This is a genomic window from Paenibacillus sp. J31R120 (assembly GCF_056269225.1).
Window position 1 is genome coordinate 1,348,695 of record NZ_JBWDNN010000001.1, and the last position, 23,410, is coordinate 1,372,104.

Annotated in this window: 23 protein-coding genes; 16 read left to right on the forward strand and 7 right to left on the reverse strand. The window is 47.5% G+C overall.

Annotation, left to right across the window (positions count from 1 at the left end; all coding sequences use genetic code 11):
- Positions 1-134: 134 nt before the first annotated feature.
- The 3 genes from AC0YNW_RS06165 (at position 135) to AC0YNW_RS06175 (ending at position 2,750) form a co-directional block, all read left to right on the forward strand.
- On the forward strand, positions 135-968 hold the full coding sequence (locus AC0YNW_RS06165) for a histidine phosphatase family protein (RefSeq protein ID WP_475831175.1): 834 nt from the start codon (positions 135-137) through the stop codon (positions 966-968).
- 230 nt (positions 969-1,198) lie between these two features.
- A complete protein-coding gene (locus AC0YNW_RS06170) occupies positions 1,199-1,627 on the forward strand; it encodes a MarR family winged helix-turn-helix transcriptional regulator (RefSeq protein WP_475831176.1) in 429 nt (142 codons plus the stop codon).
- A gap of 82 nt (positions 1,628-1,709) precedes the next feature.
- Positions 1,710-2,750 (forward strand): NADH:flavin oxidoreductase, encoded by a 1,041-nt coding sequence (locus tag AC0YNW_RS06175; RefSeq protein WP_475831177.1) that lies wholly within the window; start codon positions 1,710-1,712, stop codon positions 2,748-2,750.
- A gap of 289 nt (positions 2,751-3,039) precedes the next feature.
- Here the strand turns inward: AC0YNW_RS06175 and AC0YNW_RS06180 are convergent, their stop codons facing one another.
- Complete coding sequence (locus AC0YNW_RS06180; protein WP_387479150.1) at positions 3,040-3,495, reverse strand: VOC family protein; 456 nt, start codon at positions 3,493-3,495, stop codon at positions 3,040-3,042.
- A 338-nt stretch (positions 3,496-3,833) separates the two neighbouring features.
- Here AC0YNW_RS06180 and AC0YNW_RS06185 point away from each other — a divergent pair, with 338 nt between their 5' ends.
- Positions 3,834-4,217, forward strand: a complete 384-nt coding sequence (locus AC0YNW_RS06185; RefSeq protein WP_475831178.1) for a hypothetical protein — start codon at positions 3,834-3,836, stop codon at positions 4,215-4,217.
- A 144-nt stretch (positions 4,218-4,361) separates the two neighbouring features.
- Here AC0YNW_RS06185 and AC0YNW_RS06190 read toward each other — a convergent pair whose 3' ends face one another.
- Positions 4,362-5,381 carry an alpha/beta fold hydrolase gene (locus tag AC0YNW_RS06190; protein ID WP_475831179.1) on the reverse strand — a complete coding sequence of 340 codons (1,020 nt, stop codon included), beginning with the start codon at positions 5,379-5,381 and terminating at the stop codon, positions 4,362-4,364.
- A 136-nt stretch (positions 5,382-5,517) separates the two neighbouring features.
- Between AC0YNW_RS06190 and AC0YNW_RS06195 the strand changes: the two genes are divergently transcribed.
- The 5 genes from AC0YNW_RS06195 (at position 5,518) to AC0YNW_RS06215 (ending at position 10,265) form a co-directional block, all read left to right on the forward strand.
- Positions 5,518-6,447 (forward strand): LysR family transcriptional regulator, encoded by a 930-nt coding sequence (locus tag AC0YNW_RS06195; protein ID WP_475831180.1) that lies wholly within the window; start codon positions 5,518-5,520, stop codon positions 6,445-6,447.
- Between the two features lie 86 nt (positions 6,448-6,533).
- Positions 6,534-7,022, forward strand: coding sequence for an NUDIX hydrolase (locus tag AC0YNW_RS06200; protein WP_475831181.1), 489 nt, complete (start codon positions 6,534-6,536; stop codon positions 7,020-7,022).
- Positions 7,023-7,295: 273 nt separating this feature from the next.
- Complete coding sequence (locus tag AC0YNW_RS06205) at positions 7,296-7,610, forward strand: metal-sulfur cluster assembly factor (protein WP_475831182.1); 315 nt, start codon at positions 7,296-7,298, stop codon at positions 7,608-7,610.
- A 648-nt stretch (positions 7,611-8,258) separates the two neighbouring features.
- Positions 8,259-9,473, forward strand: coding sequence for an MFS transporter (locus AC0YNW_RS06210; protein WP_475831183.1), 1,215 nt, complete (start codon positions 8,259-8,261; stop codon positions 9,471-9,473).
- A gap of 174 nt (positions 9,474-9,647) precedes the next feature.
- Entirely contained in the window at positions 9,648-10,265 is a 618-nt protein-coding gene (locus tag AC0YNW_RS06215; protein WP_475831184.1) for a GNAT family N-acetyltransferase, read from the forward strand.
- A gap of 143 nt (positions 10,266-10,408) precedes the next feature.
- Here AC0YNW_RS06215 and AC0YNW_RS06220 read toward each other — a convergent pair whose 3' ends face one another.
- Positions 10,409-11,281 (reverse strand): LysR family transcriptional regulator, encoded by an 873-nt coding sequence (locus tag AC0YNW_RS06220; RefSeq protein ID WP_475831185.1) that lies wholly within the window; start codon positions 11,279-11,281, stop codon positions 10,409-10,411.
- 129 nt (positions 11,282-11,410) lie between these two features.
- Here AC0YNW_RS06220 and AC0YNW_RS06225 point away from each other — a divergent pair, with 129 nt between their 5' ends.
- The 6 genes from AC0YNW_RS06225 (at position 11,411) to AC0YNW_RS06250 (ending at position 18,006) form a co-directional block, all read left to right on the forward strand.
- The gene (locus AC0YNW_RS06225) at positions 11,411-12,496 is read left to right on the forward strand and encodes a polysaccharide deacetylase family protein (RefSeq protein ID WP_475831186.1); all 1,086 of its coding nucleotides are present in this window, start codon (positions 11,411-11,413) and stop codon (positions 12,494-12,496) included.
- 84 nt (positions 12,497-12,580) lie between these two features.
- The gene (locus AC0YNW_RS06230) at positions 12,581-13,819 is read left to right on the forward strand and encodes a YbfB/YjiJ family MFS transporter (RefSeq protein WP_475831187.1); all 1,239 of its coding nucleotides are present in this window, start codon (positions 12,581-12,583) and stop codon (positions 13,817-13,819) included.
- A 115-nt stretch (positions 13,820-13,934) separates the two neighbouring features.
- Complete coding sequence (locus tag AC0YNW_RS06235) at positions 13,935-15,473, forward strand: spore germination protein (RefSeq protein ID WP_475831188.1); 1,539 nt, start codon at positions 13,935-13,937, stop codon at positions 15,471-15,473.
- Positions 15,474-15,494: 21 nt separating this feature from the next.
- Positions 15,495-16,691, forward strand: a complete 1,197-nt coding sequence (locus tag AC0YNW_RS06240; protein WP_475831189.1) for a Ger(x)C family spore germination protein — start codon at positions 15,495-15,497, stop codon at positions 16,689-16,691.
- 38 nt (positions 16,692-16,729) lie between these two features.
- Positions 16,730-17,818 carry a GerAB/ArcD/ProY family transporter gene (locus tag AC0YNW_RS06245; RefSeq protein WP_475831190.1) on the forward strand — a complete coding sequence of 363 codons (1,089 nt, stop codon included), beginning with the start codon at positions 16,730-16,732 and terminating at the stop codon, positions 17,816-17,818.
- Between the two features lie 23 nt (positions 17,819-17,841).
- Complete coding sequence (locus AC0YNW_RS06250; protein WP_475831191.1) at positions 17,842-18,006, forward strand: hypothetical protein; 165 nt, start codon at positions 17,842-17,844, stop codon at positions 18,004-18,006.
- Positions 18,007-18,019: 13 nt separating this feature from the next.
- Here the strand turns inward: AC0YNW_RS06250 and AC0YNW_RS06255 are convergent, their stop codons facing one another.
- The 4 genes from AC0YNW_RS06255 to AC0YNW_RS06270 form a co-directional block, all read right to left on the reverse strand.
- Positions 18,020-18,832 (reverse strand): class I SAM-dependent methyltransferase, encoded by an 813-nt coding sequence (locus tag AC0YNW_RS06255; RefSeq protein WP_475831192.1) that lies wholly within the window; start codon positions 18,830-18,832, stop codon positions 18,020-18,022.
- Between the two features lie 168 nt (positions 18,833-19,000).
- Positions 19,001-19,504, reverse strand: a complete 504-nt coding sequence (locus AC0YNW_RS06260) for a FixH family protein (RefSeq protein ID WP_475831193.1) — start codon at positions 19,502-19,504, stop codon at positions 19,001-19,003.
- 21 nt (positions 19,505-19,525) lie between these two features.
- Positions 19,526-20,941: a PepSY-associated TM helix domain-containing protein gene (locus tag AC0YNW_RS06265; RefSeq protein WP_475831194.1), complete on the reverse strand. Its 1,416-nt coding sequence runs from the start codon at positions 20,939-20,941 to the stop codon at positions 19,526-19,528.
- 392 nt (positions 20,942-21,333) lie between these two features.
- A complete protein-coding gene (locus AC0YNW_RS06270; RefSeq protein ID WP_475831195.1) occupies positions 21,334-21,963 on the reverse strand; it encodes a TetR/AcrR family transcriptional regulator in 630 nt (209 codons plus the stop codon).
- A gap of 124 nt (positions 21,964-22,087) precedes the next feature.
- Between AC0YNW_RS06270 and AC0YNW_RS06275 the strand changes: the two genes are divergently transcribed.
- Positions 22,088-23,293, forward strand: coding sequence for an MFS transporter (locus AC0YNW_RS06275; RefSeq protein WP_475831196.1), 1,206 nt, complete (start codon positions 22,088-22,090; stop codon positions 23,291-23,293).
- The last annotated feature ends 117 nt before the right edge of the window (positions 23,294-23,410 follow it).

Genomic DNA, 23,410 nt, shown 5'->3' on the forward strand with positions numbered 1-23,410 from the left:
TTAAGTAACGATCTTGTACGCTGCCGATGATTTATATCGGTCCCTTAATTACTCTTGTATGAATCTGAATAATTTCATTTCGGGCATGTTAAGCACTTTTCTTTTTAACACTATAATAATGGGGGAGATCAAAAATGATATTTAATAATAAGATAAAGAGTTTTTCTATATTGTTGATCGGATTACTGATTTTTAGCGGATGTTCAATTAATGAAGATAAGCCATCCATTAGTCAAACGAATACAGAGGCAAACCAGGAAGCCGACGATATTTATATCTACCTTGTACGTCACGGAAAAACATTCTTTAATACCACCGGACAAGTGCAAGGGTGGTCGGATACCCCATTAACAGACAAGGGCATACAAGGAGCAAAAGAGGTAGCGGAGGGTTTAAAAGATATCTCATTCGTAACTGCATACTCAAGTGATCTGGGGAGAGCTCGCTCAACTGCCCACTATATTTTGGAAAAAGGGGATCGGGGAGGTCTGATGGCCAAAGAACTTACGGGTATTCGTGAGTGGTTCTATGGAGGATATGAAGGAAAGACAAATGCAGAGATGTGGATCCCCATATTTGAATCGCAAGGCCTGACTTTTGATGAGGATTGGTCACAATACGGTACATTGGTTCAAAAGCTGAGCGATGAAGAGATCAGCAATACGATTGCAGCCAACGACCCAACGAAGACTGCCGAAAATTACAGCCAAATCACGGAAAGGACGAAACAGGCGATCCAACAAATCGTGGATGAGACAAAGAAAGCAGGCGGCGGAAATGCACTGGCTGTTTCTCATGGAGGTGAGATTGCCACAATTTTGGAAGCATTTGTACCAGGACAGTACAAAGGTGAAGATATCGGCAATTGCACGGTGACGATTCTTAAGGTATCTGATGGCAAGTACTCCTTGGTTAGTGCTGGAGACAAGAGCTTTCTTGAAAAAGGTGCTGCAGCATTACAAAAGTAAATTCCGCGATAGCTAAATAAAAGACACGAAGGCAGCCGGCAAGAAAGATCGGCTGCCTTTGCTAATTGGCTAACGGTACGAAGTGTTTCTTATGTGCAATCGACCTATCGGACAAGCAGAAACCATTCTGCATACCAATCTGAAACGCAGCACATCAAGGTTTTGACCATTTCAGACAAGCTTGCTACAATAAGTACGGTACGAACAATTATTCATGGGGTGGTCTAGTCTTGCATAATAATACCGAACGTCTGGATCTATGGCTGTCTGTATCCCAAATCCATTCCAGCGTCAACGATAAGTTGGAACAAGCGCTGCTGAGGCAATATGATATATCATTAAAGGAATTTTACGTCCTTAAATTCGTATCCAGCTCCCCGTGCAAAGAACTGCGATTGCAGCAGCTCCAAGAGAAGGTGGGGTTAAGTCAAAGCGCAACGTCGCGTCTTGTGGATCGTATGGAAGCGCCTAGTGTTGGAGCGCTGGAACGGCACACCTGCACGATGGATCGACGAGGCATCTATACTAAGATTACAGAATTAGGGGAACATAAATATGAGCAAGCCCTTGCAACCGTCAGGCAGGTGCTGAATGAGGAGCTTCAAGGTGATGGAACCTTGAAAGAACTGGAAAATCTGATTCAAAAGCTTTTAAAATGAGAGCAACTTGACAGAATACTTTTATTTCGGTAATTTATATGCATGCGCATGCTTCTAAAAATAGCTATCATGGAGGGTAATCATGACTAATACACAAACGGTACAATCTTTGTTTCGTCCTTTTTCGCTCGGTAACCTATCCTTGTCTAACCGGACGGTTATGGCGCCGATGACGCGTCAAAAATCGCCAAACGGCGTTCCCGGTCCCGATGTGGCGGCTTATTACCGTCGCAGAGCAGAAAACGGAGTTGGACTAATCGTAACGGAGGGCACGGTCATTAACCATGCCGATTCCAGTAATCAGAAAGACGTCCCGCACATTTACGGCGAAGAAGCCTTGAACGGCTGGGCTAAAGTTGTATCCGAAGTTCACGAAGCGGGAGGCAAGATCGTCCCACAAATCTGGCATATGGGCGCTCGCGGAAATGTGAATGAGTACACGGAAGAAGAAGTTGCACATATTGTGCAGGAATTCGCCAAAGCAGCTGCAGAAGCCAAACGTCTCGGTTTTGACGGCATTGAGTTGCACGGCGCTCATGGTTATTTAATCGATCAATTTTTCTGGGAGAAAACGAATCAAAGAACGGATCGTTACGGAGGCGATTTCATCGCACGCACGACCTTTGCCGCAGAAGTGGTGAAAGCTTGCCGTGAAGCTGTTGGTCCCGACTTCACAATTATCTTGCGCATCTCGCAATGGAAAGGTATTGACTATTCAGCGAAGCTCGTATCTTCAGCGGAGGAGTTGAAGCAATTTCTCGAGCCGTTGGTGAAAGCGGGTGTGGATATCTTTCATTGCTCGACTCGTCGATTCTGGGAGCCGGAATTCGAAGGCTCTGAGCTGAACTTCGCGGGCTGGGTGAAGCAATTGACCGGCAAACCGACTATTACAGTGGGTTCCGTCGGCTTGGAAGGTGACGTGTCGACTTTCTTCACGACTGGAAGCGGCTCGGGCAATGCAAGCCTGGATGGCTTGATTCCTAAACTGGAGAATCAGGAGTTCGATCTGGTCGCCATCGGCCGGGCGCTGATTGCGGACCCGGCTTGGGTCCGCAAGATTCAAGAAGGCAAGATAGAGGAGCTTATTCCTTTTACGCCTCAATCCGTTCAGACATTGTATTGATTTCTTGTATCGCGTCCTATGAGCAAAAGGAAGCACCTCTCAGAAGCATATGCTTTTGAGAGGTGCTTTTTTTGGCTATGTTAAATCCTAGGCGGTTTATTGAGCTATCGTACCCGTTAGTTGAGTCCCTTTAATTTGGTTTTGCATTGATAGCCGTAAAAGTTCATGCATCACGAAGTCCCACCGAGTTAAGGCAGCTTGCTGCCGGCCGCGATGCGGTTAGTCGGTGCGGATATGTCCCGGCATTAACTTCCTCGTTCCTTATTTCGGGACCGTGGATAAACGCCACTTATTTATTACCGAGTTGTTCCGCCAAACCGATTAGAAGTCCATCTTTTCCACGAATGTAACAGAGTCGGTAGGAGTCCTCGTACTGTACCACTTCGCCAACGAGCTGAGCGCCATGCTTAGTGATGAGTCTGGATACCATTTCGTCAATGCCTTCAACGGTGAACATGACGCGAAGATAACCGAGGGCATTTACAGGAGCAGTTCGGTGATCTGATATAGTAGGCGGGGTGAGAAAACGCGAAAGCTCAAGTCGGCTGTGGCCATCCGGGGTAATCATCATAGCAATCTCTACACACTGTGAACCCAGCCCGGTTACGCGACCAGCCCATTCACCTTCGACAGTAGCTCGCCCTTCGAGCGTCAAGCCAATCTCCTCGAAGAAAGAGATTGTGTCATCAAGGGATTCTACAACGATGCCAACATTGTCCATTCTTAATAATTTGTTATTTGCCATAGTTTTATCTCCTTATTGACACAAAATGTAGTACCTGATCATCTTCATAGTTATTCTATCAAGGATTATCAGTTCCTTCCAAACGTTTAATCGGAGATGATGAAAATGACCCGGTCGTATCTCAAACGTTGTAATTGCCGAATAAGAGATCTATATAGTTATCCTCTTAAGGATGGAGAGAAGCGACGGCGGTGGCGAAGACGGAGCATTATGCAATTGGACCGACACTTATGATCTAATTCATGTTCTTTGGCGGTATTGAATTAATGATTTACATCCATTATTTTCTATAATACACTTATAGTGTGAATAAATTCAAGCCACTAGGGGGTATTGTTATGTTATTGAGAAGATTGGGCTTTAAAGCTTCTGTTTCCACTGTATTTGCTGTCATTTTATTGTTAAGCATTGCTACAACGATCTTTGCAGATGTTTTATCGCCTGTCACTAATCTTCATTTCACAGGGGCATCACGCAATGAACGTACACTTGAATGGAACTATCCTCCGAATGCCGTTCACCGTGATCAAGTTGTCGTGAGAAGCATTCAAAAAACCCAAGATGGGGAGTTTATCATCAAAGACGTAACGCTATCGTTCGGGACAAACTATTATATTGATTCAGATTATGTTAGCGGGGTACATATCATTTATGTTATTTTCATGAAAAATTCGAATGGCAGCAATATGTCCAGTGCCTCCAGCATAACCTATGTTCCTTAGTGCGTTCTAATAGATAGGAAGCTGCTCGACAGTACAATGTAGTGAAGCGATTGACGGCGGCATCAATTGCAAAGTGTAGCAATAGAGATCAAGCGATAGAACCTTCTATCGCTTGATTTTTTTAGTTAATCTTGTCTCAACTATCTACCCGTTTGCACCAAGCGCCAGCAATCGTTTTAGACTGTCATCAATAAATTGATTATCGGCATTGTTGATTCCGCGACCGGCTAGATGACCCCAGATTGACTTGATCGGATTAAAAACAGCATTAGGGATAAGCTTAGCCTCGTATTCGTTATCATCCGCTGTGCAGAAGAGATCCGTGCTTCCTGGCATGATGCAGGCATGCGCTTTAATACTTTTGAGCGCTTTATCAAAATCTCCATTATAAGCGGGGTTAGCGCTTATATCTGAAAATTGGCCTGTCCATAACATGGCCAGCACATTATGCGGATCCAGCTTCATGAAGGTATCCTCCCAGACACCGACTATAAAATCCTCCAATGTGTCGAAGCCCAGCTCACGATACAGTCCATTTCTGTAAAAAGCTTGCGACAGCCCCCACCCGGCATAAACACGCCCAACGGCACGCATATCTGACGAAGTCAATCCGTTTAGATTACTGGAAGCGTAGCGGGCTGCAGCCATGAGCGGAGCTTTCATTCCTTCTAGAACCACATACGTTTGCGGCCATGTCTTCGCAACTCCGGCGAAGGGTGCGATTCGTTCTACCATGTCGGGATAACTTGCTCCCCATTGGAAGGATTGAATACCTCCCATAGACCACCCTACTACGAGAGCGATCTTTTGAATGCCGAATTTCTCTGTGACCAGCCGGTGCTGAAATTTAACGTTGTCATAGATGGTTACCTGCGGGAAATTTGTCCGGTCGAATGGGGAAGGCGTGTTGCTGGGAGATGAAGATAATCCATTGCCCAGCAGATTTGGGACGATTATAAAGTATTTCTCCGGATCCAGTGCTTTGCCTATTCCAATCAACCATTCATTTTGAACATGCTGATCGCCAAAAGCAGTAGGATAGATGATGACGTTATCCTTCCGTGCATTCAGCCTTCCATAAGTCTTATAAGCTAGAAAAGCGCCAGGCAACGTTACGCCTGATTGCAAGGCTACGTCACCTAAATCGAAAATCTCATAATCCATCGTGTTGTCTCTCCCTTCAAAATGAAACCATAGAATGTATGGCTTGTTGTTAGTATAGATTCGTGATACCCTCAATAAAAGTGAACAGAATTCAAAGTAGTATTCAAAATTATTGAAAGCAAACGGGGGTCGTAGGATGGAATTGCGCCAACTGAATACATTCCGCACGGTTGCATTCACATTAAATTTTAGCCGGGCTGCGGAAGTGCTGAACTACGTTCCTTCCAACGTCACCATGCAAATAAAAGCATTGGAGGAGGAGCTTGGCGTTCGACTCTTTGACCGCTTGGGCAAGCAGCTTGTTCTCACATCTGCGGGTAAACGCTTTTTAATTCAAATCCAAAGCGTTCTTGAAAAATTGGACGAAGCCCGCAGCGTCGTTCATGACAATGAACATCTGAGCGGTACGCTAACGATAAGCGCCAACGAGGTTCTTTGCGCCTATCGGCTTCCAGTTGTCTTTCGCCTGTTTCGCTCGCGCCATCCGGGAGTGCGTCTCATCTTCCGCTCTGTTCCTAATCAGCAGCTCAAACAGACACTTTTTGACGGAACCGCGGATGTCGTCTTTATGTTGGACGAGACCATTCGATCAACAGGGTTAACCGTAGAACCGTTGGTGGAAGAAACCTTCCGCTTTTTTGCCGCTCCAGATCATCCGCTCGTGAAACAAACCTCACTGAAGCTGGAAGATTTTCATGGAGAAGTGTTCTTGACTAATGAAAAAGGTTGTACGTATCGAACCATGTTTGACCGGGGATTTGAGCAAGAGGGCATTGATAGCATTACGTATTTAGAGTTTCAAAATGCCGAAGCCATTAAACAATGTGCAATCGCAGGGATTGGCATTGCCTTTCTTCCTGAAATAACGACGAAGGCCGAAGTTGAACGGGGCGAACTTGTTGCACTTCCCTGGCAAATACCGGACCTGCACGTATATACACAGATGTTATGGCATAAAGACAAGTGGCTTTCACCAATCATAGAATCATTTATAGAAGCAGCAAGGGAAGTTATCGCTATTGAGGCGGAGGGACGACAAGAGACAAATTGCTTTGTTTTGGAGTAAGACGCCTGAAGCAAATCCGCAGACGAAGGAAATTACAAGGAGGATGAGGAATAAATATACAACTTACGGTATCAGGAGGTTGTATAATGGCGTTTCCGACACATATTGTATCGGCAGGCGGAATTGTAGAAGATGGGAAGGGAAACATCCTGTTAGTCAAAGCCCATGATGATGGCTGGGTGTATCCAGGCGGGATAACGGAAGTGGGAGAAAACCTGATTGATGGCGTAATTCGTGAAATCAAAGAGGAAAGTGGAATAGACGCTACTGTCAGCCATTTAGTTAGTGTTGTATCGAATACAGCGATCCATAAGTGGTATGACGGTTTGACGGATGTTCCTACGAAGGTCATGTTTGATTTCGTTTGCATTGCAGCGGGTGGAGAGTTGGCTACTTCTGATGAAACGAGCGAGTGCAAGTGGGTTCCAAAGGAAAATGTATTGGATTTCATTACTTTACCCGGAATACGCATGCGGTATGAAGCTTACTTGAACTTTAACGGCTCCGTGAATTATATCGAGTACGTTACTGCTTCAGATGCTGGATTTAAGGTCATGCATCAAAGACAAGTTTAGCTGCGCAATGGCAGCAGTATATGCGGTATCTAAGAGAGGCTGTCCTGCAAAGGATGGCCTTTCATAATTAGGTCTTATTTATGATTGCATGTCCATTAGTTTGCGGCATCATTGGAATTTCAGATGTTGGAGCCAGGTCGTAAATGTTCCGTCTCTGCTGACTTTTACGTAAATGGTCTATTCCGAATGTTAATTCCGATTGTTTGGGTGCTTCCATACGCATACTATGACGAGTAATGACTCAATGCCAACAGCGAAAGGAATGGGCTGCCCATGAAGGAAGAACAGATTATGACGGCACTCGGAGAGGTTATCGATCCTGAAATCGGCATAAATATCGTTGATCTTGGACTTGTGTACGGAATTGAAGAGAAAGGCAACGGGAAAGTCGTCATAGAGATGACGCTTACCATTCCCGAATGTCCTTTGGTTGATCAAATCGTAGCAGATGTCAAAAAAGCGGCAGAATCGGTCGAAGGAATAGAAAAAGCCGAAGTGAAGCTTGTGTTTGAACCAAAATGGACGCCTGCTTTAATAAGCGATGAAGCCAGGGAACAAATTCGTGCACGTCAAATGAGCGCCACTTAGGGAACATGTATGATAGGACATAGTATTCAGAAGAAGCCGCGATAATCGCGGTTTTTTATTTTCGTGATTGATGTTGCCTATACAACAAAAGTTTATTGATGATGAGAAGGAGTTAATGGATTCCTTGTATGAAATGATTTTGAAGAATGAAGCCCAGATAGTCCATACCAGCATGAAGAAGTAGACGCAGACTTTATAGCCGGAATGAGTAAAGGAATGCAAGGATTCAAGATAAGAATGAACACGATAGAGGGGAAAGCAAAGTCTGCGGCGAAGCAGGCTTTTTTTTTCCTGTCCTTTAAAAATAGGTCGATCAGACCGACTTAAATGCAGCGAAGGTGCGCCAATCGTTTCGCAAGGTCGATTAGATCGACTTAATTGGGCTAAAAGTGTCCCGAGATAACGATAAGTCGATGAGACCGGCTTAAATGCAGCGTAGGTGCGCCAATCATTACGTTAAGTCGGTTAGATCGACTTAATTGAGCTGAAAGCGTTTTAAGCCGAGCTTATGCGTGGGTAGCCGATTTTTATTTCTATACAGTAGAGACATCTCGTTTAACTTCTAGTAGAATGCTCTCTATGGACTGAATACAAGCATCGACGCTTCCTGCATGATTTAACAGATTGAAAGGATGGAATAACGGCATCATGGAATTAAAGCAACCAGATAAAAGCCTCCCGGGAGAGGCGAAAGGAAGTTTCCCGATCTCATTGTTCTCGCTTACCGTCGGCGCTTTCGCCATCGGTATGACCGAATTTGTTATTATGGGCATTCTGCCTAACGTAGCGAGCGATCTGGGCGTAAGCATACCCGCGGCGGGCCAGCTAATCACGATGTACGCACTAGGTGTGGCGGTCGGCGCCCCAATCCTTACATTGCTGACTCACCGAATTCCGCAGAAAAAGCTGTTGATCGTGCTTATGCTGCTCTTCATCGCGGGGAACGGCTTAGCCGTAATCGCACCGAATTACGCCTTTCTAATGGGTGCGAGAGTACTGACCGCACTCACGCACGGCACCTTCTTCGGCGTGGGGGCGGTCATCGCGGCAGGCCTGGTACGGCCCGACAAGAAAGCAGGCGCCGTGTCCGTTATGATGGCCGGTTTGACCATTTCGAATATTTTAGGCGTGCCGCTAGGCACTTACATCGGGCAAAATATGGGCTGGCGTGCGTCCTTCGGGGCTATTGCCCTGATGGGAGTTATCGCGTTGATCGGCATCATTCTATTAATCCCGCGTTTGCAGCAGCCGAAGGCGACCGGTATTCTTCAGCAGGTGGCGGCTCTGGTCAATCCGAAGCTGATGGTATTCCTGCTCATCTGTGCGCTGGGCAACGCGGGGCTGTTCGCTGTCTTCACTTACATCACGCCGTTGCTCGTCGATATTACAGGATTTGCTGAGCACAGCGTCACCTGGATACTGGTATTGTTCGGCGTTGGCGTAACCGTCGGCAACATCGTCGGCGGCAAACTGGCGGACTGGAAGCTCATGCCTTCGCTTCTGGGAACCTATGCCGTCGTCGTTGTGGCTTTAACGGCATTGACCTTTACGATCCAAAACGAGATTGCCGCTATTGTGACGATCTTTGTCTGGGGCGCAGGCGCCTTCGCCGTTATGCCAGGCTTGCAGGTGCGCATTATGAGCATCGCCAAGGACGCCCCGGCATTAGCCTCCACATCCAGCCATTCTGCGGGCAATCTCGGCAATGCGGTGGGCGCTTTCGTCGGCGGGTGGGTTATTACCCATATGTCGCTGGCTTCTCTTCCGTGGGTTGGAGCCATACTGGTGGGCTTGGCTCTGGCCATCGGAGCGGGCAGCATGCTGGCGGATAAGCGGGCGGCAGTGAATTCGCACAACAAGTAAACGCGAATAGAGCGAAGGTAGAAGCCTCTGCTTGGTCAAGGATGACCGGGCGGGGGCTTTTGGCTATGTTAGCATTTTCCAGCGTCGTTTTACAAAACATCCAATCTCCGTCCGCTCGTTATCCGGTATGATAGAACTAGACAAAAAAACAAAACGAACAGGCGGCGCAATCCTATGAATACGACCATAATGGATGTCGGAATGAAGCTGATGGGGCAAACGATCGATCTCGTAATGCTGGAGCCGGAGCATAAAGAAGAGCTGGCTGCTGTGCTGCATGACGATGCAATATGGGAGTTTACATGGCGGAAAATCACGACGCTGGAACAAGCGTTAGCCCTGGTCGATGAAGCGCTGCGGGAGCGGGCAGAAGGCTCTCAGCTTCCTTTTGCCGTAATCGAAAAAAGTACGGGTCGCATCGTTGGCACAACGAGAATCGCAGGGATCAGCCTGGGACATCGCCATGCAGAGATCGGCTACTCCTGGCTATCGCCCCGCGTATGGAGAACCTCCGTCAACACCGAATGCAAGAGGCTTTTGCTCGACTACTGCTTCGAACACCTGCGCACGCTTCGCGTCCAATTTTCGATTAGTCATTACAACGTCAGATCGCAGCGTGCCGTCGAACGGCTTGGGGCCGTACAAGAAGGAGTCCTGCGGCAGGCAAGAATCAAACCCGACGGAACCGTACACGACGTCGTGCTGTACAGCATTCTGGCTAGTGAGTGGAAGGATGTTAAGCAACGTCTCGACGGCTACTTAAGTCTTATAAGCACAAGCATCCCAAAATAGAGCGTAAATGCAAAAAAAGGACTAGAACCTCTGGTCAAGCAGAGGTTCTTTGGCTTGCGATACCTGTTCGCCTCGAGAGCAGAGGGCGTTAACCCCTGCGTTATTTTGCAAGAAGGTTCCTTTTTTACTGCTGCAAGTCCAGTTTAGATCTGTTTAATTTCTTCCATTAACAATAATGCTGCCTGGCCTAGATAGTTTTTATCTTTATAAGCAATGCCTATTGTAACTAGAGGGTTCAAATCAGCTAGTGGTCGTATAACCAAGGAACCCTCCTGTTCCAGACCGCTGTATATCGGAACAATTCCCATGCCGAGCTCTGCCTTCACCATTTGTTGAATGACGAAGAAACTTCCAACCTCCATACAAGCGAACCCGTTTTGTCCAGCCTCAGAAATTGCCGTTTCCCAAAGCTCTCGATAGGTACAGGTTGGTTCTTTGACTAGAACGGTTTGCCCAACCAGGTCGCTGGCCGTGATGCTGTTTCGTTCGGCTAATGGGTGATTCCTATTTAACATAACCCCTAATCTTTCCTCGATCAGCGGCTCAAACTCCAGCATGTGTTTCGAAGGTGGAGCCGAGCAAATACCGAAATCCAATTCGCCAGCACGAATCCTCTCCGCAATTGATCTGCTGCCGCCTACTTCCATGGATAACTCCACTTTCGGTCGAGCTTTGCAGAAGCGGGCTATAACGGTCGCTAACTGCTGGCTTGCGAAGGGCTCGATAGAAGCAAATCGCACCGAGCCGCTGCCTCCCTCAGCAATATCCGAGACGGTCTGCCTCATAGCTCCGATCGACTTCAGTAAAGTCGAGGCCTCCTGATAGAGCCATCGGCCGGCTTCAGTCACGATCACGCGTTTTCCGTCGCGTACGAATAAGGAAACACCCAGATCAGCTTCGAGGCGCTGAATTTGAAGGGTTACCGTAGAGGGTGCATATTGGAGTTCCTCGGCGGCTTTCAGAAAATGTCCATAACGCACGCAAGTCTCGAAGGTCTTTAAAGCTCGAAGATCCATTGTCATCACCTTTGTTTAATTAATTTGAACCATTCATTCATATTATTCAATTTTACAAAACATTACCGTGATTTTACAATAGGGACAACGGTATCTTGTTGGATAGATACCACAGAAGGGGGATTTACAATGACAAAATTGGTTATTACTCACGGCAATTCAGCGGTTTCTCACTGTGCCTTTACGTTCGATGACGGTCCGATGCGGATATCGATTGACGCCTGGCTGGATGCCTTGGAGCAGGGTGGCGCGCGCGGGACGTTCTTTTTAACAGGCGAGTGGTTCGATCGGTACCCCGCGAAAGCAAGAGAAATGCTAGCCAGGGGCCATGAGCTCACCACACATACCTACCATCATCGCAGAATGGCAGATGTGAGCAAAGCCGTTTTCTTCGAAGAGCTGAAGCTGGCTGAGCTCGCTTATCAGGAAGCAACGGGAAGGCCAGCCCCAACCTTTATGCGTTTTCCTTACGCCTCTTATGGGGAGGAGAATTTGGAATGGCTCCGGGAGTGGAATTATCTGCTCATCGAAGGGGAGGATACCGTGGACTGGTCGGGACCGCCAAGCGCGCAGCTTGTGGAGCGGGTGATACCTCATCTGGTCAAAGGTTCGATTTTAATTTTTCATGCCAACGAAATCGCCAAGGAAACGCCGCAAGCTGTTAAATCGCTTGTTCAACATACGCTGGCCCAAGGTCTTGCCATAGTTCCTGTATCCGAGCTGCTTCAAGCTGATGGCATCAGGTCAGGCGAACGCCGCTGGCAAGTCCGATTCAAACCGACTTTCCAAGACTCTATCCACCTTGAGCAATGGAAGCATGTAGCCGGGGATGAGGAATGGCGGAAGCTGGCTGCCGATTCACTTGCATGGGGGAGCCCGAAAGCCCCGATCGGGCCTGGCGCCTATAGCAAATGGCTGCAAATGCTATCCACGCAGGGCCAGTCGGATGGCGAAACGCGTGTGGTCGCCCGCAGCTTTGCCGACCAGCACTGGGCCTACGCGTGTGCCTCAGTCCGTGGCGACGCGCTGGTGCTGGAGGACTTCGCTACGAAGGAACCCCATGCGGATGCCTTGGTCTATATGCTGCAATGGGCAGCGCATGAGGCATCCATCTCCGGTTGCGAGTGGGTTACCAGCACACAGGACATGCGCCGTATACACAAGCTGTGCGAGCAGCTGGGCTTCGAAGCGGAGATTGTCTTGCAAGAAGGATAACGGTTCAATCGTAGACTTATATCCAGTACAACATACAAAGACAAGGATAGGATACAGGTTCATCAGAGAGGGAAGATGGGGGATATGGGTACGAAATCCGCATTGAATTGGATTACGCTATGGGCATCGTTATTGTTTGTCGTCATACTTGGATTTTCCCGGCTCTCCTACGGTATGTTCTTGCCTGGGATACAGAGGGAGATCGGGGGGAGCTACGGACAGCTCGGTATACTTGGCACAGTTAACTTTATCGGTTATTTGGCCGGGACATTATGTCTGTCTCCCTTGATCACACGTTATCCAAACCGCAAACATGCCTTAAATCGGATGACGTGCTTGTTGCTCGGATTGACGTTGATCGGTTCGGCTTTTAGTGATCATTTCACTGCGCTGGGGCTTTGGCGGTTCGTAATCGGGTTGTTATCGGCTTACGCAACCGTGTTAGTCCTGTCCATTGCCATGGATGCTGTTCGACCAGAAGAACGAGGAGTGGCATCGGGGCTTATATGGCTAGGCGGATCTGCCGGCATACTAATAACGGGTTTATTCGCCCCCTTAACTATAGATCCTTTACACTTGCAAGGGTGGCGGTATGCTTGGGTAGCCATGGGCGTTTTCGGGGTCATTGCCGCGCTTGGTTTCGAGTTTGTCACCAGAAAAAGGGGAGCCGAGCCACTACCCTCGCAGACCGAATCGAGCTCACGGGTCAAAGAAAATGTTCATGTGTATCATCTCCTGTTGAACCCGAAGAAGCTCTTGTTTCTGATCGCTTCTTATTTCTTCTTCGGCTGGGGATACATCATCTATTTCACCTATTTGATTCCCTATCTCGTGAGCAAAGGCATACCGTCCCTCTATGCCGGGTTGATATGGTCCGGAATCGGGTTTGCGGGTTTGTTCAATGGATGGATCGGAGGCAAAGCCATTGACCGATGGCCGAGCGGTTATACGCTGGCTTCGGGGTTAACCTTGGGGACAATCGGTGTGATAGGGGTAATCACCAATCATATGTTATTTACGGTGCTCGGAGCCGCCATGATTGGGCTGGTTTCCTTCATTACCCCGCCGCTGATGACAACTGCGCTCCTTCGTCGTCATGTTCCTCACCACGCATATGCGGCAAGTCTTAGCATAGCCACAGCTTTTTTTGCCTCTGGACAGATTATCGGTCCCATCGTTGGGGGGGGGGTGGTCGAGCGGCATGGCTTGCAATTCGGCGTGGCATCCAGCGCTATCTTTATGGCGATTGCCGCTGCGCTGGCCGGTTTCTATGGACACCAGCAACGAAAGCTTAAGATCCGTGAATTGCCTATCAGCGTGTGATTATATATAGGAAACAAGCGATGTCACACCGTGATATCGCTTGTATTCGTATAATCCGAAAACAGCTGGCCCATATTAATAAAAATCAGTTAGGCAAAAAAAGGATGATTTTGAATTGGCACCCAACGAGCAACGAGACAGCGCTGCCAGCAGTGATATGCTAAGTGCAGATTTGGATGTGAATTTCAAGCACTTCCAGGCTGTTTTTAACAAATGCGGGGATATCCAGTACCGACACTTTGAATTGAATACAGCGCAGCAAGGTGCGTTTATCTTTTTAAGCGGACTGGGTGATATCAGTGCTGTTGATATGAACGTGTTGAAATATGCCATTGAATCAAGCCTGACAGGAGAATCAGAGGGGCTAACTGACGATCATAAAGCCGCCATCCAGTCAAAGCTCAGCTTCACGTCACAAACGAGCTGGAGCGATGATTTTCAGGCATCCGTTGAAAGGATTTTATCGGGAGAGCTTGCCGTGCTTCTGGATGGTTCAACTCAAGTCTTATTCCTGAACGTGAAAGAGCTGGAGACAAGATCCATTGAAGAGCCGGCTACGGAAGCTGTAATCCGCGGCCCGAGGGATGGCTTTCAAGAAAACATAAGCACCAATATCAGTCTGATTCGCAGAAGGCTAAAAACAGCGCAGTTAAAGACGGAAATATGTACGGCAGGCAAGTTATCCGGCACAGACATTGCCATTACCTATCTGGAGGGCATTGCAAAAGAAAGTTTAATTACAGAAGTAAAAGAGAGAGTCGGCCGGATTCAAATTGACGCTATATTGGAAAGCGGTTATGTGGAGGAACTGATTGAGGATAATTCCGTATCGCCATTCCCTCAAGTGCTGGTGACGGAACGTCCGGATAAAGTAGTCGGAAATCTGCTGGAAGGCAAGGTCGCCATCATCGTGGACAACACGCCGTTCGTCATAGTTGTCCCAGGTACTTTTTTTCAACTGCTGCAAACCCCTGAAGATTATTATCAACGGTATTTTGTTGCTTCTGCTATTCGTATTTTGCGTTTTATCGCCGTTGTTTCTTCTCTGCTTCTGCCGTCTCTCTACATTGCGCTAACTACCTATCATCATGAAATGATACCGACGATGCTGCTAATCAGTATTGCTTCTTCCCGGGAAACGGTACCATTTCCCGCCTTTGTGGAGGCTTTGCTGATGGAGGTTGCTTTTGAGGGATTGCGGGAGGCCGGTGTCCGTCTTCCGCGTCCGGTAGGACAAGGGGTAAGCATTGTGGGAGCCTTGGTTATTGGTCAGGCGGCCGTAGCAGCTGGTATTGTATCTTCACCACTATTGATCATTGTGTCAATGACCGGCATCGCTTCCTTTTTGTTCCCAAGCTTTCAATTGGGACTTGCTTTCCGGCTGCTTCGTTTTCCCATGATGATTGCAGCTGCAACATTTGGCCTCTATGGCATCTTAATGCTGGTACTGTTGTTGCTGCTTCATATGCTTAATCTCCAGTCATTTGGTGTTCCCTATATGTCACCCTTGTCTCCTTTGCGTGCAGGTGATCTCAAAGATGTCTTATTCCGGGCCAACTGGGTGAAGATGACGAAGTCCTCCCAATCAGACGGAGAGAGTCATCATACTCCTATCCTGTCCTCTTTGTTTCACCGGAGACCGACTCAAAAATAAATGGTTCTATGCGAGGTCGTGATGAGAAAACTGATCCTTCTGTTGCTCACGCTGCTCATCCTTAGTTTGCAGACCGGTTGCTGGAGCAGGATAGAATTAAACGATGTCGCCATCGTCACAGCGTCAGCCATCGACCTTGCCCAAGATGGAAAGTACAAATTAAGTGTACAGATTCTAAAAATGAAAATGACCAAGGGAATGAGTGAGAAGGGCGGTTCCAGTGAAAATGCTACCCTGATTCTCTCTGCCAAAGGGGATACAATCATGGATGCGCTTAACGTGATTCAGAAAAAGATCCCTCGTCAGCTTATTTTCTCTCATAATCGGGTCATAATCGTGGGTGAAAAACTGGCCAGAGCAGGTATTGCACCCGCTATTGATTTCTTCTCCAGGCATCGGGAGGCCCGGGGGAACAGCTATTTGCTGACGACACGGGGAGAGGCCATCGAGTTATTGAAAGCTCCTGCGAACTTTGAAATATTTACAGCGGAGGAGATGAGGGAGGAAGAGAAAGCAAGCATGCTGGATAGCGCCAGCATTAGAGATTTTATTTACCGTTTATTTGAAAAAGGAATAGAGCCTACCAGCTCCCAGATGCAGGTCGTACCGTTGAGTGATCAGAGCGGCAAGCCGACAAAAGAAGACGAGCAAGGGCTGGGACTGGTCGGTGTCGGAATTTATCGCAAGGACAAATTACTCGGGTGGATGAACCGGTCTGAAGCTGAATGTTTATTATGGCTAAGAAACAGGATGAAAAACACCGTTCTGACGGTTGCTATACCCGGGAAAGATAAATCGACAGGCAGAGTAAGCGTCCAGCTTATTAGCGCGAAAACCAAGTTCAAATCGAACATTTCGGGGGAGAAGATTCAATTTGATGTAACGGTTAAAATGAGTGGTGAATTATTCGAAAACTCAACTAAACTAAGCATGAAAGAAATGAACAATTTGAACCTCATTCAACATGCGCTGGAAAAAGAGATTGAAGACCGTGTAACCCTGACAGTGAAAAAGCTGCAGGAGCAGTATAAATCGGATGTCATTGGTTTTGGGAATATTTTGCATCGGCAGCATAAGAACGACTGGAACAAAAGATATGTGGCCAGATGGGAAGAAGAATTCCCGAATATTGAGGTCAACACGAAAGCCAAATTTAAGCTTATCGGGACTGGACGTGCGAATGAATCCGTTGTAGATGAAGAAGAGTTGGAAAAATAGAACCATTAAATTCGCATAAGGAATAGGAATATTACGGTATGGACACTATTTCTAGGCATCAATTGCTGGCGATCTCCATTATCTATCAGATCGGGACAACCATTATATTTGGATTCGCCTCTGGGGCAGGAAGAGATTCCTGGCTGGCGGTTTTGATTTCCACCGTTTTGGGAGCAGTCGTCATCATGGTTTATGTCAGTGTCACTCAATTAAACCCGGGCCTGACCTATATTGAATGTTACCCGAAACAATTCGGCAAATGGCTGGGTACGCCTATCGCTTGGCTCCATCCGTTATTGTTTTTGTATATCGCAGGGAGGATCGTTGCAGACATCAACAATTTGGTGCCTTCGACGATTTTGCCCGGTACGCCTTCATGGGCCATTCTGGCGATCTTTATCATGGTCATTGGATACGCGCTATTCCTGGGTTTAAAGGTGATGGGAAGATTGGCCGAAATCATCCTTCCGCTTCTGGGTCTCATCTATATCTTTGAAGTGGTATTAATTATGAGCACCGGAGTGATCGACCTCGATAACTTATTCCCATTGCTGGACAAAGGATGGGACAGGGTGTGGAAGGTGGTCTGGCCGCTGGGGATCATTCAATCCTATGGGGAGTCGCTTGCTTTGGCGATGGTCTGGACATCAGTCAAGCCCAAGGGACGGGTGGGCCGAACGATGCTTCTGTCGACTCTTCTGGCAGGCACCTTTATCGCTTATACGGATGCCATGGCGGTTTCTGTATTTGGAGAAGAGATATTTAAACGGGCGACTTACCCCATGTATGCATTAATCCAAACCATTAACGTTGCGGATTTCATTACGCAGCTCGATGCGACAGGTGTTCTGTACTTTTGCTTCATGGCATTCTTAAAGACGTATATCTATCTGTTTGCTACGATCCGGAGTATTCAAAAGCTAACCTACGCGCAGAGCAACCGCAGTTTTATTATACCTGTCTGCTTCATTGCGTTTGTACTCGGCCTAACCATGGCACCGAATGTGATCGTACATATTACTGTGGTAGAGAAGATCGTCCCATACAGCCCCATATATTTATCCTTAATGATATTCATCCCCATGTTATTGATGGCGGTATCCTGGATGCGAAGAAAACAAGTCTGACGAATAAGCGGGGAGGTGATAGGATGGCAAGCTTTATGGCGTTTTGGAAATCCGATATGATGCTGAAATATCCTTGGGCGCAACCGGTGTTTTTTGCCGCAGCTGCAATCGTGTTGTCGTTCTTTACCTGGTTCAGAAAGCCGCGGCAGGAGCGTTCGGAGGATTCGAAATCCGATTCCGAGGAGTAATGGGATAGGGATGCTATAATTTTCTTGCTTTGATTACAAATGTGACAGGAAGCATCATTGCTTTTTGGGCAAAATCGTTGTTTTCGCCCCGCGCTTGCATCATTTCTTCATCAGATTCCTCAATCATTTGCTCAATGACAAAACCCGACTTTGCCAAGGCATTCACATAGGTGGATAGTTTGCGGTCCGATAAGGTTAGCGCACCCTCAGCAAGAGATACCGAATACCACGATTCATTGAAATAACTTTTTTTGAAAGCAAGGCTATTATTTTCTGCAGCAACACATTTATGTATAGGGTGAGACCAACTGAAAATAAATACACCGTCTTTTTTGAGATAAGATGCGATCCGGTCAAAAGTACCCTCAAGGTCAGTAGTCCAGCCTATGGCATAAATCGAATAAACATAGTCAAAATAATGGACGGGCAGGCCGCATTCTTCTTCCATGGGAGAACAGATCAGTTGCGCCGCAAGACCGCATGACTTTAGATGTTGCGTTGCCTTTTCGATTTGTTTTTCTGATAGATCCATACCCCATAGTTCAGATGCTTGGCGTTCTCCGTGATAGTGCAAGGATTGCCCGTTTCCACAGCCGATCTCCAGCATCTTTTTCCCTGAGACATCGCCAAACAGCTGGCATTTTTCTTCTGAGACAAACGCTCCATAATAAGGAAGCACGATTGCTCCTAAGAAGTCATTTCCTTGTGTATCCCAATAAAGACTGTTTGCTGTATGCACAGCATTTTTGTCCATGTCGATCGAGACGGCGGAGCCAACCTCGCCAGCGCCTATAATGTTTGTTTGATGTACAGTATTCTTGTCCATGTCGATACCCTCCTCAAGTGACTTGCGGGTAATCTCAACAACACATATGGATGACGAACGTATGTGCGATTCTACACTAATGTAACACTTTATCATGAACAAATCCAACATACATCAAGCATTGCCGTTGGAGCAATTGAGATGTGGTTAGCGCTTCTGGACATCGGCTTAGTGGTGATGATGTCCACCCGCTGCCTGATTCGACTGTGACAGACTGCCTTGCGCTTCTTGCTCCTCCAATGCCTCCAGATGAAGCACTGCTTCCGAGCCGATGGCAAACCTCTTGGCTGGCATCACTTCTAATGAGTCAGATGCAATAAAGCATCTTACAACATATATCCCTTGCTCCATTAAACGATAATCGACTGCATATACACCCTCGTCAATCTTATTGCCATCGAGTGTCACTGCCTGCTCAGACTTGCCTTCAGGCCAGAACTGAAAGTGGATTTGATCTGCCGCCGCAGGTTGGCTGTCCTTCATCACCTGAACACTAAATGAGTTATTCTCATGCAGGACCAATTTCTCCGGAATGTGTAAGTCGACTTTCAGATGCGGCTGCAGCCCATTCTCATCAACAGAATCAACATTGGCGGTACATGCGCTTAACAGAAGCATAGCAGCAAGCAGTGTGGAAAAGCCTATATTTCGCCAGTTATTGCGATTCGACATTTTAATTCGCTCCTCCTTACATTAAGCCGAGAACCAGGCTCTCAGCGATTTAATATGGCGAATGATCAACCAGTCAAGCAAGATAACAACGATGATGGATAAGCCCACCAAAGGCATCAAGGCTCCGAATATAAGCATTATGACAAGCACGCCTATTGTAATGCGTTTGTCCTTAGCCCGCGGAGGAGCGCCTAGCTTGCCACTCGGCTTCCGTTTGCGCCACATGAAGTAGGAGCTTAAGGCCAACAGCATTACGCCAAGGGCTGTAATTAGTCCAAGAATTTGATTTGCGAGTCCAAAGAGCCTTCCTTCGTGGAGAGCGATACCCATTGTAATAACCTTCGCCATTACCCCGTAATCTCCGAACCGAACATCCGTGAGCACAGCTCCGCTATATTGATCCACGTGCAGTGTGGCATTATCCCCTGGTCTTGAATGTGAAGTAGCGATCGTGTACACGCCTTTATCGCCGCGGGGCAGCGATATCGTATAGGGAGGTGCCACTTCCTGCTTGTCGGCAATCGTCTTTAAATCTTCAACCTTAAGCTTCAGATAGCCTCCAGCACTTGATTCGGGAACCGGAAGGTTCTCGGAAGCCCACGGAACATCTTCGGCAATATCTTTGGTCAAGGTTACTGATTCAGGCTTATCCAAAAAGCTGAGCGCGTATGGCGGGTAATTGGTATTCGTGGAATTGGCGATACGGTCAATTTGACCACCAAGTATTCCAGACCACGGCAACCCGGATGCAATTAAAATGATGATAAACACGGAGAGCCAGAAGGCCGGTACAGCATGGAGATCACGCCAAAACTGGCGGCTTCCCGGCTTGCTGAACCTTGGCAGAATCGTCCCCCAAATTTGGAATCGGTTACGCGGCCACCATAAATACAAGCCGGTTACGACGAGAATAATCGCCCAGCATGCGGCCAATTCGACAAGACGGTTGGCCCACGTACCGCCGATGACGAGCTGACTGTGCATTTTTTTGAAAAATGCTGTAAATGTTTTATCGCTGTTCATCATGCCGGCAATATTGCCAGTGTAGGGATCCGCATACATCGTCGTGGTGACGTCATTGCGGCTGGCGGATAGCTTAATTGTAGCGGCGGAATCCCCCGAAACTTCAACCGAGGATACTGAAGTCCCAGGATAAGCTCGTTCTGTCTTTGCAATGATTTCATCAATTGACATCTGTGCTGCGCCAACCTCTCGAACGGTCAGCATGTCCTTATACAAATAGGCTTCGATTTGTGGCTTGAAGAGATAGACTGAGCCGCTGAACGCGAGAATAATTAGAAACGGGGCAAAAATTATTCCGGCATAAAAATGCCATCTCCAGACAGATTGGTATAGCGCGGATAGAAGTCTCGGTTTAGAAGTTTTGTTCTCTACCGCAGTTTGTGAAGCAGGGGCAGTGGGGGGATTAAGACTCATGGGGACCTCCTTGTGATTTTAAAATCTACATTGGTACGACGGTAATTATACGTGGAGGAACTCGATATTCACTATGGCACTTTAGAGTTATATGCCAATTAAATTTGTCAGAAATGTGAACACGAGCACTTAAATCGACAGGAGTGGTAGGGGCATCAAGCCGCTCAAGATCGTCTACCAGAACTTCATTGTAGAGTACGAGGAGCACGATATCTCAATGAAATAGCGACAGCTAGGACTGTATGTTCTTGTCCTTTTGCTGTCGCTGTTTCAATTTTTTGAGTCATAGGCACTGCACTCATTGTGCAATGCGCGAGAATGGATGTCCTTGTCCGGTGTTGCAGGTACCGTTCTCGCAGCAGCAACTTTGGTTGCTTTTACACGAAGCCTAACTAATCCTCACTTATCATTTCCCCGTTAGCAGATAGGTCATCCCATACTCTCATCAGCAGGGTGATAGCAGCATCAATGTCCTCAAGTGAAACACCATCCCTGGCTTGTGATGAAATGCCTTGAAGAAAGGTGTCAAACAAAGTAACTAGCATGGAGATATCCGTCGAATCGGGCAACTCACCATTGACTACGGCCCGTTCTATACATTCTTTCTGCCAACCGCGTACCTTTGCTCGTTCCTTGGAGAGCATGGTTTGAATGTGTTTTTGCTCAGGAGAACAGGTTACAGCGGATGAAACCAACAAACAGCCTAAAGGATGGGAACTCTCTGTTTGCATCTGTGCCGATCGCCTTAGTCCCTGCTCGATGGATGCTTTCGCTGTCAGATTTTGATCCCTGAAGCTTTCCGATACCTGTCCATAAGTAGAGATATATTGATCCACCACTTCGCGGAACAGAGCTTCCTTGGATTCGAAGGCCGCGTAAAAACTCGCTGCAGATATATTTCCCATCGCAGCGCGCAGCTGAGCAAGGGAAGTGGATTCAAAGCCATGTTCCCAGAATAGAAGCATCGCCGAAATGACTGCCTCGTCACGATTAAATGCGCGAGGGCGTCCCGTTCGTGCCATAAGAAGACCTCCTTTAATACTTCTATACTAATCGATCCATAAGTCCTTGACAAGTAAAGTGTCGTTGGTTTAACATTTGGAATGATTGATCCAGAAGTGAACTGATCTTAAGGAGGAAACTAATTTGTCTAATTTTTCATCATCCACAGGCGTGATCCAATCGGACCACATGCCTGATAGGCTTCCTTGGCTTGCCCTGCTGGCATTGGCGATGACAGGGTTTATCTGTATTCTTACAGAAACCATTCCAGCCGGGCTGCTGCCATTAATCGGGGAAGGGCTGAATATTTCGAAAGCGATGGCTGGGCAGCTCGTAACCCTATATGCCATTGGATCGCTTGTTGCGGCGATTCCATTCGTCATGTTCACCGGAGGGATGCGGCGGCGTCCGCTGCTGCTCGCCATTATTGCGGGATTTTTAATCTTCAACACGGTTACCGCTTTGTCGACCAGCTATGCTCTGATTCTTGTTTCACGATTTCTCGCTGGTGTAGCTGCCGGCGGGGCTTGGGGGATGATCGCCGGTTACGCGAGACGAATGGTTCCTGAAGCTCTGCGGGGACGCGCCCTTGCTGTCTCAATGGTAGGAACACCGATTGCGCTTACCTTTGGGGTGCCGGCCGGAACTTTGCTTGGTGACCTGGTCGGTTGGCGCGCGGTATTTGGACTTATCTCTTCTCTGACTCTTTTGTTAATCTGCTGGGTGTTATGGAAAGTGCCGGATTATCCCGGGCAACCTGTTGTGAAGAGAATGACAGTCCGTCAGGTGTTTGTTATGCCAGGTATCCGTCCGATATTAATGGTGGTGCTAACCTGGATGCTGGCACATAACATTCTATATACGTATATTGCGCCATTTCTTGAGCATTCCGGACTTTCAGAGCGTGTCGATCTTGTTTTGCTCGTCTTTGGAATCACCGCGCTTGTCTCCATCTGGATTGTCGGCATGCTGATAGACCGCAAGCTGCGCCTGATGGTATTGATCAGTTTATTCGGTTTTGCGCTCGCGTCTGTTGCTCTGTGGGCTGGCGGCACATCGGCGTCGATCGTATATATAGCTGTTGCGTTATGGGGGCTAACCTTCGGCGGTGCCGCCACGTTATTGCAAACCGCGTTGGCTGATGCAAGCGGTGAAGAAGGCGTTGATATCGTGATGCCCATTAATGTAATGGTATGGAATGGAGCCATAGCCAGCGGAGGCATTATAGGCGGGATTTTATTAGAGCAAGTTGGTGTACAGGCCTTCCCGGGAGTACTGTTGGCACTTTTGCTTGTGGCGCTGCTTATTTCGTGGAGAGCTAAGAGGCATGGCTTCCCCCGAAAACAATAAAAGTAGCAAACAAGAAGCCAGTTAAGAAAAGCATGGGTTGCTACATTAAAGATGACGTTAATTGAGACTGCTAGCTAATATAAGAACCGGATTCCTTGTGAGGGTCCGGTTTTTTCA